The following is an 18,139-nucleotide window of genomic DNA, read 5'->3' as shown; positions in this document are numbered from 1 at the left end:
CTCCCATCTTCCTGTACCGAGGAAACCTTTTGACAGGTAGGATCCACAGAGCTGCAGCCTTAGGGTTCAAGGGATCCCCCCCGCGGCCTCGTGAAACCTTTTCTGGCCCAGGCTGCTGCCATTGTCTCGGCCCCCCTCGTGGAGAATGCAGCCGTACCTTCAAGCTAGCCTAGACTGCGCTCCAAGATGAGGAGCTGTTCTTTCAGGGCTCTCAGGGCCTGGCCGCGGTGGCCGACCGCTTCTTTTTGCGCCGGGCTCATCTCGGCGAAGGTCAGCCCCACTTCGGGCACCCAAAAGAGGGGGTCGTAGCCAAACCCTCCCTTGCCCCGCGGCTGAGCCAGGATCTCCCCGTGGCAGATGCCCTCCACCAAGGCCCGCACCTGGCCCTGGGGATCGACAAGGGCAATGGCGCAGTGAAAGCTGGCTTGGCGGTTGGGGATCCCTTCCATCTCCCGCAGCAGCCGCTGGATGCGGGCGGCATCGTCGGGGGCATAGCGAGCGGAGTGGATCCCGGGGGCGCCGCCAAGGGCTGCCACCGCCAGGCCGGAGTCATCAGCAATGGCCCACTCCCCCAGCGATTCTGCCACGGCCTTGGCCTTGAGAAGGGCATTTTCGGCAAAGGTGCTGCCGCTCTCTTCCACAGTCAGCTCGGCAGGCAGGGGGCGCAGCTCCCAGGCAGGGGCATGGAGCTGAAAAAAGGTGCTGAACTCCCGCCATTTGCCGGAGTTGCTGCTGGCCAAGATCAAGGGGCGTGCCATAAGGGTATCTTAGGGGAAACCAGCAGACAGTGGGGGGGCTGCCCAGGGGCTCAGGGGATTTCCAGAACCATGTTGTGCAGCGCCGTGTTGATCACCAGGGTGGATCCGCACCGCTCCACCTTGCCCCCGTCCCAGTGCATGTGGCCGCAGATGTAGTAGCGCGGCTGCAGGTGATCCACCAAGGGGCGCAAGGTGGGCATGCGGCGGTGGTACCATTTTCCGCCTTCGTCCAACAGGCCCCGCGGCGGCGCGTGGCTGAGCAACAGGTCAATGGGGCGAGGAGGTTGACCGTAGAGGGTGAGCAGCTCCTGCAGATGGCTGCGGGTGAGGGTCCAGCTCCAACCACAGGGGGGAGTCCAGGGCACCGCCAGCACTTGGAGCCCCAGCCACTCAAAGCAACAGGACTGGGTAATCGCCCGCCCCCAACTGCCAGCCAGCGGCTCCAGAACAGAGGCTGCCGGATCGTGGTTGCCGGGCAAAAAGAGCCAGGGCTTGCCCAGACTGTCCACCGCCGCCAGAAAAGATTGCAACTGGGCCACCTCGGCTTGGGCTGTGGGGTGAAAGCCTTGAGTGGCTTTGCAGGAGGGCTTGCCGGCCTTGGAACAGAAATCGCCGCAGTTGATGTAAGCATCCACTTGGGGCAGATGGTCAAGGGCCTGCCGGATCAGCCGGTCGTTGCCGTGGTAGTCGGAGCCGAGGAGCAGTTTAATTCCCATAGGCTGGCGGGAAGCGAGGGGTCTATTGCGGACGAGATCCCTGCAGCAGGGCAGCCACTTGTTGCCAAGAGCTGCGGTACCAGGCCCGCTGGGCCTCCAGCTCCTCTTCCAAAGATCCTGTCGGGCCAAACTCTGGACAGGCATACCCCAGGGAGCGCAGGCCGGCCACTAACAGCGCTGGCGACAGCCACCATTGCTGGGCCAAGCGTAACAGATCCACCTGGGCTTGGTTTTGCAGGTAGTGGCGCAATTGCCGTTGTAAGGCAGCGGCGGAGGGCAGAGGCACCGCCTGGTGGTGCAGGACAATCAGCAGCGCGTCGCCGGGAGTGCAGGAGAGCAACCACTTGAGGTGATCCAAAGAGGGAGGCCAACTCCACAGCCACAGTTGGTTGTAGCGATGGCCAGCTTGGGGGCGGTCGTAGTGGAGGGTCAGGGAGGGATGCTGCTTCGGTGGCAGGACAAACGTAGGGCGCCGGAAGCCGTAGAGGAGGATCGTTCCCCGCGCCTGGGGCAGGAGGGCAGAAAATCGAGATACAGCCTGCCAACGCAGCGGTTGGGTGGGCTGGGGGGCAGGGCGGTAGATCAGCAGGGGGGAGGGTGCTGCCTGGGCGCCAGCTTTGGCATCGGAGAGGGTGGGAGCGACGGCGGCGGGCGAAAGATCGGCAGAGCTGGCTTCTGCGGCAGGCCGGATCCCAAGAATCTCCAGCTCCAGTTGGGTTTCTTCCCCCCACCTTTTGGCCTTGAGGGTGTAGGCGATGTCAATCTGCGCCGGCAGGGGATAGGCGGCGGCCCCTCGCCACCAAATGGCCCACAGGGGACGGCTGCGGGCTTTGGCTGGGGCAGCAAGTGAGGATCCTGCCCCGTCTAGGCCCCGGCTGACGGGATCCCGGAGCAGCAGCTTCAGGTGGCCGGGGGTATCCTCCCCCCTTTGGGCAGGCTGTGGGCAAAATCGCTGCTGTTGCAACACCTGCAGGTTGCGGCTGCAAAAGACCGGCTCCGGATTGCCGATGCCACAGGGCTGCAACCGCTGCAGCTCGCGGTAGAGGTCGAAGGTGAGATCCGCCAGTGCCACCTCCGCGTCGATCTGCACCAGGGGACGGATTTGTTCCGGCTGCAACCGCTGTTGGGCAAATTGCCGAAGCCGCTCTTCCAAAAGAGGCCAGTTTTCCGCCCTCAGGCTAAATCCCCCCGCCGCCGGGTGGCCGCCGTGTTTGCTGAACAAATCTTTGCAAAACTCCAACGCCTGAAACACGTCGAACTCCGGGATCCCCTGCCGCGCCGAGCCGGTAATCTCCCCCTGGGGCGACTGGCTGCCGATAAACACCGGACAGCCAAAACGCTCCGCCAGCCGCGAGGCCACCAGGCCAATTACCCCTTTGTGCCAGCGCTGCTGCGGGGATCCCAAAATCGTCAACACTCGCTCTTGCTGCAGATCCCGCCCTTGCCGGGCGATTTGCTCCAGGGCCTCCGCCTCGATGCGCCCACACATCTGCTGCCGCACCTGGTTGAGGCGTTCGCAGCGGCGGGCCAGTTTTTCTGCCTGCTGCGGATCGTCGGTGGTCAGCAACTGGATCCCCAGCTCCGGTCGGCCAATCCGCCCAATGGCGTTGATGCGCGGCCCCAGGCCAAACCCTACCCACTCTGGCCGCAGCTCCTCTGGGGATCCCGTCATTCCCATCACCGCCAAGAGGGCGCGGATCCCGGCCACCTGGGAAGTGGGCAAGAGAGCCAGCCCCTGCCGCACCCAAAGGCGGTTAACTCCCGTCAGCGGCGCCAAATCGGCAATGGTGCCCACCGTAAACAGTTCCAGCGCCACCCGCTCCAAATGTTCGTCCCCGCGGCGCTCTGCCAAGGCCTGGGCCAGGAGGTAGGCCACCCCCACCCCGGCCATCCCCCGATAGGGAGAAGAGAGGGGGAGCTGTTTGGGATTGAGGATGGCGTCGGCAGGGGGCAACTGGGGGGGCAAGTCGTGGTGATCCGTCACGATCACCGTCAAGCCCAGCTCTTTGGCCAGTTGGATGGGCGCATGGGCGGCAATGCCGTTGTCCACGGTGAGGATGAGGCGTACCCCCTCGCGGTGCAGCTCCTGCACCATGCGGTTGTTGAGGCCATAGCCCTCCCTGAGGCGGCTGGGGATGCGGTAATACACTGGAGCGCCCCGCAGCGCCCGCAGCAGCAGAGCCGTGCTGGTCATGCCGTCGGCATCGTAATCGCCGCAGATGGCAATGGGCTCTTGTCGGCGAATCGCCCCCTCCAGCAATTCCACCGCCAGCGGCAAATCGGCAAAATCTTGGCTGGGCGGGGGCAGGTGGACGGGATCCGGCTGCAAATACTGCTGCACGGCAGCAGGGCTGGAGAGGCCGCGATTGAGCAAGATCTGAGCCAAGACGGGCGAGACCCCCACCGCCTCAGCCAAGCTCTGGGCAGCCAGTGGGTTCACAGGCTGAAACAGCCAGCGTTGGTCAGGGATCCCGGCCATGGCCATCGGTCTTCAGATAGCGGGTAGCAGTGCTACAGTTGGCCTATGAGCTATCTTTTGACCCTAACCCAAAAACGCCTCTCTGCTCCTCAGTCCGCTGCCCATGTATTCTCTGCTGCTTACCTATGGCCTCAACCCCTTGGCGGGACTGAAGCTGTTGGTCAAATCTCCTGAGCAGGCCTCTCTGTGGACGTTGGCCCAACAGCTCTGGAGCCGCCCCGGATCCCGGCGACGCGGGCCGCGCCTCCAAATCTCTCTGGGCCGCCTCGTGCCCGAACAGACCGAGCGACTGTCTAAATTGGAGGTGCTGCTGCGCTTGCGGTTTTTCATCGCCATCGAAGCCGCAACGCCGGAGCAGTCTCTGCCAGCCCTCCCCTCCGGCCAGGGATCCGCCATCCAGCTTGCCCGCTACACGGAGGGCTCACAGCAGTACAAGACGGAGATCATCCGCTTTGCTCTGGGGGGATCCCCGGCCCTCCGCCGACCGAGTCGCCAGCGCTATCGTCGCCGTCGCTTCTGAAGACCGCAGGTGACAGGGGTTGTCAAACCCTCCTCGGCCAGCGGCGTGTCTATACTAGAGGTACACTAAATCTGCGCTTCTCCCGTGAACGCTGGGCTGCGTAACCGCCGCAGATGGATTGCTCGCCTGTGGCTTGCCTCAGGGGGGACGACTTGTACAGGCCTCCTTCCATGCGTCCCTTGTCTGCGACCGGCGATGGCGACGGCGCTCGTGGCCGGATCTCTGGCAGCTTTTGCCCTCGCCCTGCCTGCTGCTCTGGCGCTGACGCGTTACCAAGTTCACGTGTTGGCCGATGGGGCAGCCGAGCTGGCCAAGGTGCGCGCCCAGGTGCCGGACGCCTATTTCGTGCAAGGGGATGGACAAGTGTTCATCTTAGCGGGGACGTTCATCAACCGCAACCACGCCCAACGCCGCCAAGCGGAATTGGAACGGCTGGGGTTGCCGGTGCGGGTGGTGAGCCGCCAAGAGACGGATCCGCCCCTGCCGCCCGCTTTTCCCGCTCCCTCCCCCAGTCCTGCCCCGCCAGCGCCAACGGCTCCCCCCTTCGATCCCCAGCGGCCCTTTGCCACCCAAGTGCCCAACCCTACTGGGGATCCCCGGCTGGAAGAGCGGGTGCGCCGCTTCTTTCCAGGGGCTGCTGTGGTGCAATACCGCGGCCAGGCGGCTTTGCAGACGGGCACCTTCTCCCGCCTGTCGCTGGCGCAGGATCAGGCCCGCTGGCTGACCGCCCAGGGCCTGCCGGCGGTGGCGGTGTCGTTGGCAGGAGAGGAAGCTGTGGGGGATCCCGACTCCAACCCACCTCAGGGGGAGCGCTACTGGGTGTTGGTGGCCGATCCCAGCGGTGAAAAATGGCCTGCACTCCAACAACTGCTAGAGGGATCCCTGCCCTTGATCTACGACGACCTGCGGGTGGTGCGCACCGGCGGGTTTGCCGACCCCGCTGCTGCCGCCGAACAGGTGCGGTACTTGGCCGACCAAGGCTACGAAGCCGGGATCTTCCCCGCCGATCTGCGCCGCTCTCGACCGCTTCTGGTTCAGGATCCCACCCCCTCTGCCGCATCCCTGCGCGCAGAAGGCACGGGCGGATTTTGGGTGGTGGTATCCGCCGGGGCAGAGGCGCTGCCCAAGCTCCAGCAGTTTGCCCCTGACGCTTTTGTGCGCGGCTCAGTGATTCAGGTGGGCACCTACCGGCAACGGGCCAATGCCGAACAGGCGCGGCGTGCTCTGGCTGAAGCAGGGTTTGACGCCCGCATCCTGCCCGTCGAGTAGCGGCAGCCGGATTCAGCCCCTCTCCCTCAGGGATTCCCTCACCCCCAGCCCCTCTCCCTCAGGGAGAGGGGAGATTAGGAACCGTTTCGCGGCTGTTGGGAATAGCTCCATCGGGCTGCTTGGGCCTCGCTGCCCTTTGCACCACTGGTTGGAATCGCCAGGGATCCTTCTTCCAGTGAGATCGCCGCCAGCGTGAGGCGCAAGGTTTCCGCCTGCAATTGGGCTGGGCTGGCCAAGGGATAGGCCAACTGTTGCACCAGTTGGGGGCGATCCCCGCCGCCAAGATCTAGGCCGGGATCCAACCAATCCAACTGCCGCTCGCGGGCTTGCTTTTCCTCGACGCCGCCGAGGCCGAGCCAACGCCGAAAGCTGGGCCAAAGGTGCTGAGGCAAGGGTCGCACCCGCCCCGGCACGGCTCTGTCAAAACAAATGAGAAAATCCGCCTTCCAGCCGTTGCAGGCTGGACAAAGAGGCTGCAGGTTGGCAGCCGTGTTGGGCCCCCCACGGCTAAGGGGGATGATGTGATCCTGGACAGGGGCGGATCCCACCTCCGGCCAGGGCTTGCCACAGCAAGGGCAGCAGGGGTACCAACGCAACAGTTGCCAGAACTCGGCGGCGGCCACCTGGCCCGTCAGGTCGTAGCTGCCCCGTTTTTCCCTGGCGCGGGCAGCCTTCTGTTTCTGGCGTTCTCGGCTGGCACAGGTGGGGCAGGGATCCGGCCGAAACAGGAAACTATCTCCGCACTCTGGGCAACGATAGGGACTCGACATCTGGACTTGAGGCTCTAACCGGGCTAGAGGGCTTGCTTGGCCTGTTGCAGCGTCTGCTCAAACACCTCCAAAGGCTGCGCCCCCGAAAAAGAAAGGCCGTTCAAGATGAAATGAGGGGTGCCGCCGATGCCCAGTTGAGAGGCCAGATCCATATCTCGCTGAATGGCGCGCTCCGCCGCCCGGCTGCGCCGATCCCGATTGAATTTCTCCACATTTAGGCCCAACTTCTCGGCGGTAGCTACATAAAATTCATCCCCAAGCTGGGATTGGTTGGCAAACAGCTCGTCGTGGAACTCCCAGAACTTGCCCTGACGGTGGGCAGCCCAGGCCGCGCGAGCCGCCGCCATCGCCTCCGGGTGGATGCTGGTCAAGGGCAAGTGCTTGTACACCAAGGTCACCTCATTCCCGTGCTCGGCCATGAACTGTTTGAGGGTGTCGTGGGCGCGGGCGCAGAAGGGACATTGAAAATCGGAAAACTCCACCAACACCAACCGCAAAGCGTCGGATCCCAGTTGAGGAGAGTCTCCGATGACGGCACGCGGGTTCTCCCGCAACTGCCGGCCAAATTCTTCCGCCAACTTCTGCTGTTGTTGCTGCTGCTCTTGGTACTGCCGCTGCTGGTACTCCTGCACCGCCTCCAGGATCACCTGGGGGTGCTTGCGAATGATCTGCAGCACCTGCTCCTCCAAATCGGCTGGAGCTGCGAGGGCAACTTGGACAACGCTGCTCATCCCCAGCCAAACCAGCAGCGCGCCGAGGAACCCAGCTTTGGCCAAGCACTGTCCCCACGCGCGAAAAACCCTTGCCAGACTATCCATCCCAAAACCCCCTCTCGAGTATGCCCAGAGCTGTACAGCTCAACCAGGCTAACGCCAGATGGCGGCGATGTCCACCACGCTTTTGGGGGGATCAGGAGTTGGTCGCTTGGAGAAGCTGCTCCTTAATCCGCTGCAACTGACTGGCCCAACGGGGATCCGGCTCAAAGGCCCCTTCAGTCTCGGCAACGACATTGCCTCCACTCCCTTTGTTGCCCCGCTGGCGTTGCTTTTTGCTGGGAGCGGACTTTTCCCCAGACTCTTTGGAGCCTTTGGAAGAACCTCGGGGCTCAGGATCCCCGGGCGCCCTAGAATCCTTGCCAGCATCTTTGGCAGACTCCTTAGCTGGGGAGCTGGAGGCTGCTGCCCTGGCTTCGGCGTCTTCCCGTTTCTCCCGCCGCTGGGCAATCTCGATGCGCAAGTTGACATCGCCAAAGCTGTGGCCGTTGAACTTTTCGATGTACTGCTGCGCCTGCTCTTCGGTGCTCACGGTTACAAACCCGAAGCCGCGACATTTGCCTGTCCGCCGATCCCGAATCACCTTGGTGGAAATGACCTCACCTGCAGAGCTAAAGAGCTTCTCCAATGCCTGACGATCCACCTCTTCCGGCAGATTTCCGACATACAGACGAACGGGCATGATGCAGCGAAGCTCCTATCGAAATAACAAAAGGCAGCCAAAAAGCAAGGTGCTAGGTCAAAGGCGCTCAAGCCGACAGCAAATTTCAAAACCCAGTAGCCTTCGGTGGTCTATTGTTGCACCACAGCGGGGCACAAAGCACAACCTTTGCAAATCACAAGGCTATCTTCTAATTTACCTTAACTTGGAGCCACCCAGACGAGCAGAACGGTTTCCGTCATGGATTGCTTTGTACAGTCGGCCGCTGCAGCAGGCCCTGATCCCTAAGACAAACCGGTGGTGTTCAGGCGATCTCGGCGATCTCGATGTTGAAAAGGTCGGGCCTGGGGGCCTGTATAGTCGGCTACAAGATGGCCTCGCCCTCGCAGTTGGTAGCGGTAGGTCACCAAGCCCTCCAAACCCACCGGGCCGCGCGGCGGCAGCTTTTGGGTGCTGATGCCCACTTCTGCCCCCAAGCCGTAGCGAAAGCCATCGGCAAAGCGGGTGGAGGCATTGTGAAAGACCCCTGCTGCGTCCACTTCGTCGAGGAAGCGCTGGGCAGCGGCGGCATCTTCGGTCACGATGGCCTCGGTATGGCGGGATCCGTACCGCTCGATGTGGGCAATGGCTTCGTCGAGAGAATCCACCATTTTGATGGCCAGAATCAGGTCGGCGTACTCCGTGCGCCAGTCGGCCTCGCTGGCCGGGATCAGATCGGGCACCAGTTGGCGGCAGCGGGGATCCCCGCGCAACTCCACCCCCTTCTCGCGCAGCGCCTGCACGGCCAGGGGCAAAAACCGGGGGGCGATCTCTGCGTGCACCAGCAGGGTTTCGATGGCGTTGCAGGCGGCGGGGTACTGGGTTTTGCTGTCCAGGGTTAGCCTCACCGCCATGTCCACATCGGCAGCCCGATCTACGTACAAGTGGCAGAGGCCATCGGCATGGCCCAGCACCGGGATGCGGGTATTTTCCATGATGTAGCGGACAAAGCTGCTGGAGCCGCGGGGGATGATGAGATCCACCAGCCCTTCCAGTTGCAGCAGGGCCTTGACCTCGGCACGGCTGGTGAGCAACTGCAAAGATCCCTGGGGAAACTCGGGGATCTGCTGCAGCCCCGCCTGGATGGCCGCCATCAATGCCTGGCAGGAGCAGAGCGCCTCCGAGCCACCCTTGAGCAGGACGCTGTTGCCGGTTTTCACCGCCAGGGCGGCAATTTGCACCAGAGCATCGGGCCGCGACTCGAAGATCACCCCCAGCACTCCCAGAGGGTAGGTGCGCCGCTCCAGCACCAGCCCCTCATCCAGTTCCCGGATCAGCAAGGCCTGCCCCACCGGATCCGGCAGCCGCAGCACCTGCCGCACCCCGGCCACCGCGTCGGCCAATTTCTGGGCGTCCAACTTCAAGCGGGCGTAGGCCGAGGCGGACAGCTCACCGGCCTTGACCTGCTCCGCTGCCTGCTCCAAATCCGCCTGGTTGGCTGCCAAGATGGCCTCTTGGTGTTCCAGCAAAGCGGTGGCCATGGCCTCTAGGGCGGCATTTTTAATGGCAGTGGGCAAGGTAGCCGTGCGTCGAGCGGCAGCGCGAGCCAACTGCACCTGGGCCAGCAGGGGCGAGTCAGCAGCAGCTTCCGGCAGGCTGGGAGAGTCGGTTACAAGAGACATGGACTCCAGAAGAAAAAGCGCCTTTGCAAATGTGATCGCGAGAGCACCTTTGCAGGGATCCCTGTGCTACGTTGGGCACAGTTGGGCTGTACCATTTGCAGCCTACCAAACTTTGGATACCACCGGCTGGGGCAGGCAGCACTGCTTTGTCCCTGAGATAAAGTTGGGGCAGGGAAGAGCCTCTGGGCGAAACCCCCAAAAGCTGGAGATTAACCTCGACTTTTAGACCTTGTCTTCCAGGAGAGCCAATGAGAAAGCGTGGGTTTGTGGTGAGTGCAACGGCTGCAGTGGTCACAGCCGTGTCGCTTGTCGGGGTGCAGCTATCCATGCCGGGTTGGGCAGGGTTTCGCCGGGATCCCAAGGAAGTGGTGGACGAAGTTTGGCAGATTGTTAATCGCGAATACGTCGACCCTTCCTTCAACTCCGTCGACTGGGAGGCGGTGCGGCGGGATCTGCTCAGCCGAGAATATGCCACCCGAGAAGATGCCTATGCAGCCATTCGCGAAGCCCTGAAGAAACTGAACGATCCCTACACCCGCTTCTTGGATCCCGACCAGTTCGCCAGCATGCAAATTGACACATCCGGTGAGCTGACCGGGGTGGGGATCACGCTGGGCATGGATCAAGAGACCAACGAGCTGGTGGTGATCTCCCCCATCGAAGGATCCCCCGCCGACCGGGCCGGGATCAAGTCCAAAGATGTAATCGTGCGCATCGACGACAAATCCACCGAAGGGATGGACACCAACACCGCCGTCAGCCTCATTCGCGGCGAGCCGGGCACACGGGTGCGGCTGACCATCCGCCGCGAGGGGGAAGGGCTGAAGGTGTTCGACCTGGTGCGGGAGAGAATTGAGCTGGCCACCGTGCGCTATGCGGTTCACCAGGAAAATGGCCTGCCCATTGGCTACATCCGCATCACCCAGTTTTCCGGCAATGCCGCCGACAAGGTGCGCCAGGCCATTCGCGAGCTGGAGAAACAAGGGGTGGCCGCCTATGTGCTGGATCTGAGGGCCAATCCGGGGGGGCTGCTCTACTCCAGCGCCGAGATCGCCCGCATGTGGATCGACCGGGGCAGCATTGTCTCGACGGTGAACCGGCAAGGGGAGCAGGATCGCCTCACGGCCAACAACAGCGCCCTCACCGACAAGCCTTTGGCTGTCTTGGTGGATGGAGGATCCGCCAGCGCCAGCGAGATCTTGTCGGGGGCTTTGCAGGATAACCGGCGCGCCGTGATCGTGGGCACGCAAACCTTTGGCAAGGGCCTAGTGCAGTCGGTGCATCCCCTCTCCGATGGGTCGGGCCTGGCGGTGACCATCGCCCGCTATCGCACCCCCAAAGGCACCGATATCGATCACAAAGGCATCACCCCTGACATTGTCGTGGAACTGTCCGAAGAAGATCTCAATCGCCTCAGCCGGGATCGCGAGTTGGTGGCGACTCCCGCCGACCCGCAATATGCCGCCGCTATCCAGGCCCTCCAGGCGCAGATCTCGGCCCGCCAGCAACAGGCCAAGGAGCCAATGCGTTCCTCTTCCCTCTAGCCAGCGTTGGGGCCCAGGCTGCGAGACCTTGCTGAGTAGCGGCCTTGCGCTGGCGAGCAGGCAGCAGCGCGGGCCGGAAGTTGTTTGCGGAGGCGGTGAAGCGCGATGGCGGGGTTGCAAGCTGTAGGATCCATCAACTTAGCCGGGCGGGATCTGCTCAAACTCAGCGACCTGAGCCCGGCGGAGCTAGCGGCCTTGCTGGTCCAAGCGGCGCAACTGAAGCGGGATCCCTATCGGGTGGATCTGCGCGGCCGGGTGCTGGGGCTGTTGTTTCAGAAGGCTTCTACCCGCACCCGCGTCAGCTTTACCGCTGCCATGGCCCAGTGCGGGGGCAGCACCCTAGATCTGGTGCCGACGGCGATGCAGATGAGCCGCGGCGAGCCTCTGCAGGATACGGCCCGCGTTCTCTCCCGCTACCTGGACGCCATTGCCATTCGCACCTACAACCAGCGGGAGCTGGAAATCTTTGCCGAATATGCCGAGATCCCCGTGATCAACGCCCTCACGGATCAGTTTCACCCCTGCCAAGTTTTGGCCGATCTGCTCACCATCCAGGAGAACTTCGGCCAACTGGCGGGCCTGACCTTGGCCTATTGCGGCGACGGCAATAATGTTGCCCATTCCCTGCTGCTGGGCTGTGCCATGAGCGGGATCCACATCCGCGTCGCCACCCCCCCCGGCTACGAGCCAGATGCGGCAGTAGTAGCAGAAGCGCAAGCCTTGGCCCAGGGATCGCAGGTGTGGGTGTTGCGGGATCCCTACGAAGCGGTCGCGGGAGCCCAGGTGGTCTATACCGACGTGTGGGCCAGCATGGGCCAAGAAGACCAGGCCGAGGCGCGCAAAGCCGACTTTCTGCCCTACCAGGTCAATGCTAAGCTGCTGAAACAGGCGGCTCGCGAGGCCATTGTGCTCCACTGCCTGCCCGCGCACCGGGAAGAGGAGATCACCGCCGAGGTCTTGGAGGGATCCCAGTCCCGGGTGTGGGATCAAGCAGAAAATCGCCTCCACGTGCAAAAAGCGCTCCTGATCCAACTGCTGGGGGCAGGGTGATGGCCCTCACCCCCGGCCCCAGAGGGGAGCCTGTCAACGGTTATTGGCAGGGCGGCGGGCAGCGATGGCCAGGCTGACGTTGGGCAGTTGCTGCAGGGTATCCATCACCTCCACCACCTTGCCGTGGGAGAGAGCCAAATCGGCGTTGATCACCACCAGGCGGCGCCCTTCAGCCGGCTTCTCGGCCAGGACGCGTTCCACCTCTGGGATCAGGGCGGCAAGATTGGCAATCGCCTTGCGGTTGACGGCAATTTGGCCTTCAGCGGTGATGCTCACCGTAACGTCTGGCTGGCGGCGGGCTTCGGCTGTGGAGGCCTCTGGCAAATTGACATCGAGGGCCTCCGAGCGGGTAAGCACCAGGCTGGCGATGACGAAAAACACCAAGATCGAGAAGATGACATCGATCAGGGGCACGATGTTGATCTCGCCGGATCGAAAGTTTTCTTCGGGGATGCGCATAGGCTAGGAGGGCTCAAGGGGGGAGTAGGGAGGAAGAGTGGAGCTGCCGCTGGGGCTGGGCTTGGCGTAAGAATACTGGGAAAGCTGTTGGGCTTGCATCTCTTGCCGCTGGCGATGCAGCAACTCCAGCTCGCCGCCGTACTCCTGGATCTTGGAGAGCTGCCGCAGGTACAGAGAGCGGAAGACGTTGGAGATTAGCAAGGTGGGAATGGCCACGATCAGCCCAAAAGCGGTCGAGTAGAGGGCTTCGGCGATCCCCTGCCCTACCCCTTGCGTATCGGTGCCGCCGATATCCCCCAGTTGGATGGAGCTGAGGATCTGGATGATGCCGGTAACGGTGCCCAGCAGGCCCAGGAAGGGGGCAACGGTAATGACGGTGTCGAAGACCGTATTGAAGCGCTTCAGCAGGGGCACCTCTGCCGCCAAGGCTGTCTCCAGGGCCAGCTTAAAATCTTCGGGGCTGGCTTCGTTCAGCTCCAGGCCGGCCAAAAAGATGCGGGCAATGGGGAGATCCGCATTTTGCTCCAGCAGGTACTGGGCAGCGCGTGGGTTGCGGCGGTACTGGCTCAGGGCTTGCCGCACCACCTCCTCCTGCCGGTGGGTGACTTTCCACCAAAACAAGGCCCGCTCGATGCAACAGGCCACCGAGAAGACTGAGAACGTCAACAGGGGGATGGAATAGTACCAACCCTGGATCAGGAGCTGCAAGACTCTATCCATACGATCCTAGTTACCCCCTTCTAGCGGCAATTCACGCTCATCTTGTCATAGCACTTTCTCGGCAGGGCTGGGATCCCTTTTGAGTGGCTGGAATTGCACCTTCTGGCATCCTGGATCATCCCACGTGAACCCCAGCCACCTCTCCGACCTCTCAGTAGTGGCAACAACCTCCTATCCCCCTCCCGGCAGGGGCGCTATGCTGGGGCGTGGGATCTCCACCTGTTGGGATCTCCTAGGCAACTCTGCTCTCTTGAGATCGCTAACAACCGATGTCTGCTCAGCCCTTCCCACCTTTGGCTCTCCTAAGTGTCTCCGATAAGACCGGCCTGATCCCGCTGGCCCAGGCCCTCGTGCAGGAGCACGGCTTTCAGCTGCTCAGCAGCGGAGGCACAGCCAAGGCGCTGTCAGAAGCTGGGATCCCGGTCACCCCTGTTTCGGAGCATACCGGCGCGCCGGAGATCTTGGGGGGACGGGTAAAAACGCTGCACCCCCGCATTCACGGGGGCATTCTGGCCCGCCTGGAGCGCCGCGAAGACCGGGCGGATCTGGAGGCGCTGGGGATCCCTCCCATCCAGTTGGTGGTGGTCAATTTCTATCCTTTCGAGCAGACGGTGGCCCGGGCAGGGGTGTCGCTGGAGGAGGCTTTTGAACAGATCGACATCGGCGGGCCGACGCTGGCGCGGGCGGCAGCCAAGAATTATCCCCACGTTACCGTGCTCACCGATCCCAGCCAGTACCCTCAGTATTTGCAATTGCTCTCTAGCCCCTCCAGCGAGGCGGAGCGGCTGGCCTTTCGCTTCCAGTGTGCCCGCCGCGCCTTCGAGCAGGTACTGGCCTACGACCGCGCCATTGTCGACTACCTAACTCGCTCAGAGCTGTCCCGCCCCTCTCAAGCTCCAGCTCCTGCAACCGCTGCCGAGCAGGTTTTTCAACTGCAAGGGATCCCTTGGCAACGCCTGCGCTACGGGGAAAATCCCCACCAAGCCGCCACCTGGTATGTGGTGGATGCGGCTGCTCCCGGCTGGCATCGGGCCAAACAGTTGCAGGGGAAGGAGCTCAGCTACAACAACCTGCTGGATCTAGAGGCGGCCCGCGCCCTGGCGGCAGAACTGAGCCTAGGGCTGGCCAACGGCCCTAGGCCAGCGGTGGCGGTGATTGTCAAGCACAACAACCCCTGTGGGGTAGCCGTTCGCCCAACTCTGGCTGCCGCTTTTGAGGCGGCTTTGGCCGCCGATCCCGTTTCCGCCTTCGGGGGCATTGTCGCCCTCAACCAAACCTTGGATGGGGAGGCTGCCCGGCGGCTGGCGGAGCCCTTTTTGGAATGCGTGGTTGTCCCGGACTGCACCCCCGAGGCGGCTGAGCAACTGGCAGCCAAAAAGAACTTGCGGCTTTTGGTTCTGCCGGACTTTGCGGTTGGGCCGGCCCAAACCGTTCGCACCCTGGCTGGGGGCTTCCTGGTGCAGGAGGCTGACTTGGCCCAGGGATCCGACCGCCGCCCGTCCTGGCGGGTGGTGAGCGAGCGCCAGCCGACACCGGAAGAGTGGGCGGATCTGGAGTTTGCCTGGACGGTCTGCAAACACGTGAAATCCAACGCCATCGTCGTTGCCCGGCAGGGGCAGACCCTCGGCATTGGCGCAGGCCAGATGAACCGGGTAGGCGCCGTCGAGATTGCCCTTCGCCAGGCCGGCTCGCAGGCAGCAGGAGCGGTTTTGGCCAGCGACGGCTTTTTCCCCTTTGCCGACAGTGTGGAGGCGGCAGCCCGTGCTGGGATCCGCGCCATCATCCAGCCGGGAGGCAGTCTCCGCGATGCCGATTCCATTGCTGCTGCCAATGCTGCTGGGATCGCCATGGTCTGCACTGGCATCCGTCACTTTTTGCACTAGGGCAGACCCCAGGCTCTGGCCCGCTCCGCCAGCCAGCCCTCAGCGCGCAGGTTCTCCAACTCGCGGCGCACCCGCAGCCGCAATTCAGCATGCTCCAGCCCCTTGGGCAGGGCAATGCCCAGCCCCACCGCCGCCAACGGGGATCCCAAAAACTGAAACTGGGGGTGCTCCGCCAGCCACCCTGCCAGCACCGAGCGATCCGCTGCCCAGGCCTGCACCGCTCCCTTTAGGAGCAATTCCGCCCCTTCCCGGTAGGAATCCACCGCCACCAACTCAACCCCTGGGAGGTAGCGCTGGAGGTAAGGAATAGCAGCCGATCCGCGCAGGACGGCAATCCGCGCGCCGCCCACATCCGACCACCTTTCCCAGTTGTGGGAACGGGCCACAACCAAGCTGGGGCCATCCTGATAGTAGGGCGAGGTAAACTCCACTTGTCGCGCCCGATCCGGCGTAATGCCAAGCTGGGCAATAGCCAGATCTACCTCCCCAGCGGCCACTGCCTGCAGCCGCTTCACGTTGGCTACCGGCACCAGCTCCACCGCCTCCGCGGATCCCAAGAGCCGGGATCCCAGCTCGCGGGCTAGCTCAATCTCAAACCCCTGCAGCTTGCCCATGGGATCGCGAAAGCCCAACGGCCTCAGGTTGTCTTTGACCGCAATTCGCACCTGACCCGAACGCACAATCTCTGGCCAGGGGCGGGCAGCCGCAGGGATCCCCCTCCCCAAGCAAGCCAAGGCCAGGCCAGCTGCCATGCAAGACCTCTGGATTGCTGCGGCCAACGGAGACTGAGACCCCATCTCTTTAGGAGGCGCGGGCCTGGCGAGCTGCTTCCACCACTTGGGTAAAGGCTTCTGGATCCAGGAAGGCCAAGCGGGCCAGCATTTTGCGGTTCAGTTGGATATTGCCTTTTTTGAGGCCGTCGATGAACTCGCTGTAGCGCAGGCCCTGGGCGCGGGTGGCCGCATTGATGCGGGCAATCCACAGGCGGCGAAAATCCCGCTTCTTGCGCCGGCGATCCCGGTAGGCGCTGCGCAGAGCCTTCATCACCTGCTGGTTGGCAGTGCGGAACAGCTTGGAGCCGGCTCCTCGAAAGCCTTTGGCTAGCTTGAGGATCTTCTTACGACGCTTGCGGGCAACATTGCCGCGTTTGACTCTCATGGCAGTAACCCAATACAGACGGATATAGAAGTTGGCGAGCCCCCGGCAAACCTTGAGACTTCAACCCGTCCCCAACGTGCCGAGGCGTCGGGGAAGCGGCGCGTAGCGCGAACAGGACCCAGCTAGTGGGTGTTGGGCAGCATCAGGCGCACATTGGCCAGATCCTGCTTGCTTACCAGGGCTACACCCGCCAGCTTGCGCTTACGGTTGCTGGTTTTGTGCTCAAGTAGGTGGTTGTGCCCGGCCCGGCGGCGCATAAACTTGCCGCTGCCGGTGAGGCGAAAGCGCTTGGCGGCTGCCTTGCGAGTTTTGATTTTGGGCATGGCAGTACCCCCAGAATGGGTGGGGCTGGAAAAAGGTCACAGCCTCCCAGCATAGAGCAGGAAAGTCCAAGAAGGCAAATGCTGCCACCGGTCTTGGCTGCCCACATTTGCTCAGAGGCACTCAAAGACAGCCCTCCCGTGGCTCCAAGAGCAGCACTTGCCAGCGCAGCAACTGCTGCAACTGCGGCCAGCCCAGGGGAGACTCCAGGCTGTCTTGAAGGGCTTGGACGGTGCGGATCCCGTCCACCTGCTGCAGGAAGGCGAAGGCTTCCTCGCTGAGGGAGATTGCCTCGTAGGCGTAGTTGAAGATGCTCCGGCCTGGCCACAGGCCTAGACATGGGCTGAGGTGGGCAACAGCCGAGGCCACCGCCTCCGGACTGGTCCATTCCCAGCGGGGGAGGGGAGGCTTGCCGAGGAAGAGCTCGTAGTGGGCCACCACCGGATCCAGCAGCTCGATCAGGCGGTAGCGCTCCGGCTCTGGCAGTTGAGCCGCCTGGGCCAGCAGGGCCTCATCCTGGCCCAACACCCGTTCCAGCCGCCAGAACTCCGGGTTGGAAAAGCGCAAAAACTGCAGCCCGGAGGCGCGGATCAGCTCAAACAGGGTCTCAATGTTGTAGTCCACTTCCTGCGGGTGCAGGTACATGTCGGCAAAGCATTCGTCGTCCACGTTCTCAACGGCCCAGCGGGCGCGTTCCTGCTGCTGGATGCGGTTGCTCTCCGGCAAAATCCGGAAGAGGCGGCGGCCTACCTGTAGCCCTTGTTGCAGGTGTTCTGCGGAAGCCAGGGGCTGGTGTTCGGAGCCGGCGACCAGTAGGCGGATGGCCTTTTGCATCAGGCGAATTTCGTGGCGGCCCAGCTCGCCATAGACAAACAAATGCAGGATCCCGCCAGGGGCCAATTTGCTCGCCAGCGCCTGCAGCCCCGCCAGCGGATCCGGCAGGTGGTGGAGCATGCCCACGCAGTTGATGAAGTCGAACTGCCCCGGCAGTTGGTCGATGTCGTAAACGTTGAGCTGGCAAAACTGCACCGGCGGCGCCTGGGAAGCCCGGCAGCGGGCCTTGGCAATCTCCAGGGCGCGGCCGCTTAGGTCAAAGGCCCAGATCTCCGCTTCCGGGTTTTGGTGGGCGATGTATTCTGTCCCTACCCCAGAGCCGCAGCCGGCATCCAGGATGCGCACCTTGCGCCGGCCCGGATGGGATCCGGTGCAAAAAGCATAGGCCTGGGGCCAGCTCCAGCGCCAGTTCCACCCCGGCGGGGGAACGGTGCCGATGGGCTGTGGTGGGAAGGGGTAGAGGTCGTAGAGCTGCCGCACTTGCTCAAGGATCTGTTCGGCGTTGCGGGACTGCATAGGCTCTCCGGCCAGACTATCCAGACTATAGTGACGATATCCCCCTC

At 63.1% G+C, this 18,139-nt stretch carries 18 protein-coding genes; 5 read left to right on the top strand and 13 right to left on the bottom strand.

What is annotated here, in order from left to right; genetic code table 11:
- Positions 1 to 164: 164 nt before the first annotated feature.
- Genes rdgB through recJ form a run of 3 tightly spaced genes read right to left on the bottom strand, consistent with a single transcriptional unit; the run spans position 165 to position 3,959 of the window.
- The gene (gene rdgB / locus NW846_RS06460) at positions 165 to 758 is read right to left on the bottom strand and encodes an RdgB/HAM1 family non-canonical purine NTP pyrophosphatase (protein ID WP_011431600.1); all 594 of its coding nucleotides are present in this window, start codon (positions 756 to 758) and stop codon (positions 165 to 167) included.
- A 50-nt stretch (positions 759 to 808) separates the two neighbouring features.
- Positions 809 to 1,474 carry a metallophosphoesterase family protein gene (locus NW846_RS06455; protein ID WP_011431599.1) on the bottom strand — a complete coding sequence of 222 codons (666 nt, stop codon included), beginning with the start codon at positions 1,472 to 1,474 and terminating at the stop codon, positions 809 to 811.
- 22 nt (positions 1,475 to 1,496) lie between these two features.
- Positions 1,497 to 3,959 (bottom strand): single-stranded-DNA-specific exonuclease RecJ, encoded by a 2,463-nt coding sequence (recJ, locus tag NW846_RS06450; protein ID WP_240527781.1) that lies wholly within the window; start codon positions 3,957 to 3,959, stop codon positions 1,497 to 1,499.
- 97 nt (positions 3,960 to 4,056) lie between these two features.
- On the opposite strand from recJ, the gene NW846_RS06445 reads away from it, so the two are divergent.
- A complete protein-coding gene (locus NW846_RS06445; protein WP_011431597.1) occupies positions 4,057 to 4,473 on the top strand; it encodes a hypothetical protein in 417 nt (138 codons plus the stop codon).
- 195 nt (positions 4,474 to 4,668) lie between these two features.
- Positions 4,669 to 5,742 (top strand): sporulation protein, encoded by a 1,074-nt coding sequence (locus NW846_RS06440; protein ID WP_187147160.1) that lies wholly within the window; start codon positions 4,669 to 4,671, stop codon positions 5,740 to 5,742.
- 74 nt (positions 5,743 to 5,816) lie between these two features.
- Here NW846_RS06440 and NW846_RS06435 read toward each other — a convergent pair whose 3' ends face one another.
- The 4 genes from NW846_RS06435 to NW846_RS06420 all read right to left on the bottom strand — a co-directional run bounded on the left by NW846_RS06435 (position 5,817) and on the right by NW846_RS06420 (position 9,607).
- Positions 5,817 to 6,512 (bottom strand): HNH endonuclease, encoded by a 696-nt coding sequence (locus NW846_RS06435; RefSeq protein WP_099884437.1) that lies wholly within the window; start codon positions 6,510 to 6,512, stop codon positions 5,817 to 5,819.
- A 23-nt stretch (positions 6,513 to 6,535) separates the two neighbouring features.
- The gene (locus tag NW846_RS06430) at positions 6,536 to 7,288 is read right to left on the bottom strand and encodes a DsbA family protein (RefSeq protein WP_228375373.1); all 753 of its coding nucleotides are present in this window, start codon (positions 7,286 to 7,288) and stop codon (positions 6,536 to 6,538) included.
- Between the two features lie 133 nt (positions 7,289 to 7,421).
- Positions 7,422 to 7,967, bottom strand: coding sequence for an RNA recognition motif domain-containing protein (locus NW846_RS06425; protein WP_011431593.1), 546 nt, complete (start codon positions 7,965 to 7,967; stop codon positions 7,422 to 7,424).
- 263 nt (positions 7,968 to 8,230) lie between these two features.
- Positions 8,231 to 9,607, bottom strand: a complete 1,377-nt coding sequence (locus tag NW846_RS06420) for a glutamate-5-semialdehyde dehydrogenase (RefSeq protein ID WP_414346677.1) — start codon at positions 9,605 to 9,607, stop codon at positions 8,231 to 8,233.
- A 248-nt stretch (positions 9,608 to 9,855) separates the two neighbouring features.
- Between NW846_RS06420 and ctpC the strand changes: the two genes are divergently transcribed.
- On the top strand, positions 9,856 to 11,151 hold the full coding sequence (gene ctpC / locus NW846_RS06415; RefSeq protein ID WP_011431590.1) for a carboxyl-terminal processing protease CtpC: 1,296 nt from the start codon (positions 9,856 to 9,858) through the stop codon (positions 11,149 to 11,151).
- A gap of 132 nt (positions 11,152 to 11,283) precedes the next feature.
- Positions 11,284 to 12,201 carry an ornithine carbamoyltransferase gene (argF, locus tag NW846_RS06410; protein ID WP_187147178.1) on the top strand — a complete coding sequence of 306 codons (918 nt, stop codon included), beginning with the start codon at positions 11,284 to 11,286 and terminating at the stop codon, positions 12,199 to 12,201.
- 33 nt (positions 12,202 to 12,234) lie between these two features.
- Here argF and NW846_RS06405 read toward each other — a convergent pair whose 3' ends face one another.
- Positions 12,235 to 12,660 carry an ExbD/TolR family protein gene (locus NW846_RS06405; protein WP_414346678.1) on the bottom strand — a complete coding sequence of 142 codons (426 nt, stop codon included), beginning with the start codon at positions 12,658 to 12,660 and terminating at the stop codon, positions 12,235 to 12,237.
- Between the two features lie 3 nt (positions 12,661 to 12,663).
- Positions 12,664 to 13,356: a MotA/TolQ/ExbB proton channel family protein gene (locus tag NW846_RS06400; protein ID WP_369781495.1), complete on the bottom strand. Its 693-nt coding sequence runs from the start codon at positions 13,354 to 13,356 to the stop codon at positions 12,664 to 12,666.
- 293 nt (positions 13,357 to 13,649) lie between these two features.
- Here NW846_RS06400 and purH point away from each other — a divergent pair, with 293 nt between their 5' ends.
- Entirely contained in the window at positions 13,650 to 15,263 is a 1,614-nt protein-coding gene (purH, locus tag NW846_RS06395) for a bifunctional phosphoribosylaminoimidazolecarboxamide formyltransferase/IMP cyclohydrolase (RefSeq protein WP_011431586.1), read from the top strand.
- Here the strand turns inward: purH and NW846_RS06390 are convergent.
- From NW846_RS06390 to NW846_RS06375, 4 genes are all read right to left on the bottom strand, one after another.
- Entirely contained in the window at positions 15,260 to 16,015 is a 756-nt protein-coding gene (locus NW846_RS06390) for a transporter substrate-binding domain-containing protein (RefSeq protein WP_071813541.1), read from the bottom strand. The genes purH and NW846_RS06390 overlap by 4 nt on opposite strands.
- Before the next feature lie 49 nt (positions 16,016 to 16,064).
- Entirely contained in the window at positions 16,065 to 16,421 is a 357-nt protein-coding gene (gene rplT, locus NW846_RS06385) for a 50S ribosomal protein L20 (RefSeq protein ID WP_011431584.1), read from the bottom strand.
- Between the two features lie 122 nt (positions 16,422 to 16,543).
- A complete protein-coding gene (gene rpmI / locus NW846_RS06380) occupies positions 16,544 to 16,744 on the bottom strand; it encodes a 50S ribosomal protein L35 (protein WP_011431583.1) in 201 nt (66 codons plus the stop codon).
- A gap of 121 nt (positions 16,745 to 16,865) precedes the next feature.
- Positions 16,866 to 18,092 carry a class I SAM-dependent methyltransferase gene (locus tag NW846_RS06375; protein ID WP_049749799.1) on the bottom strand — a complete coding sequence of 409 codons (1,227 nt, stop codon included), beginning with the start codon at positions 18,090 to 18,092 and terminating at the stop codon, positions 16,866 to 16,868.
- Between the last annotated feature and the right edge of the window lie 47 nt (positions 18,093 to 18,139).

This window comes from Synechococcus sp. W60.3 (genome assembly GCF_047502615.1).
Taxonomy (GTDB): Bacteria; Cyanobacteriota; Cyanobacteriia; order Thermostichales; family Thermostichaceae; genus Thermostichus.
The sequence above is the reverse complement of the archived record's forward strand: the minus strand, read 5'-3'. Positions and strand labels throughout refer to the sequence as shown.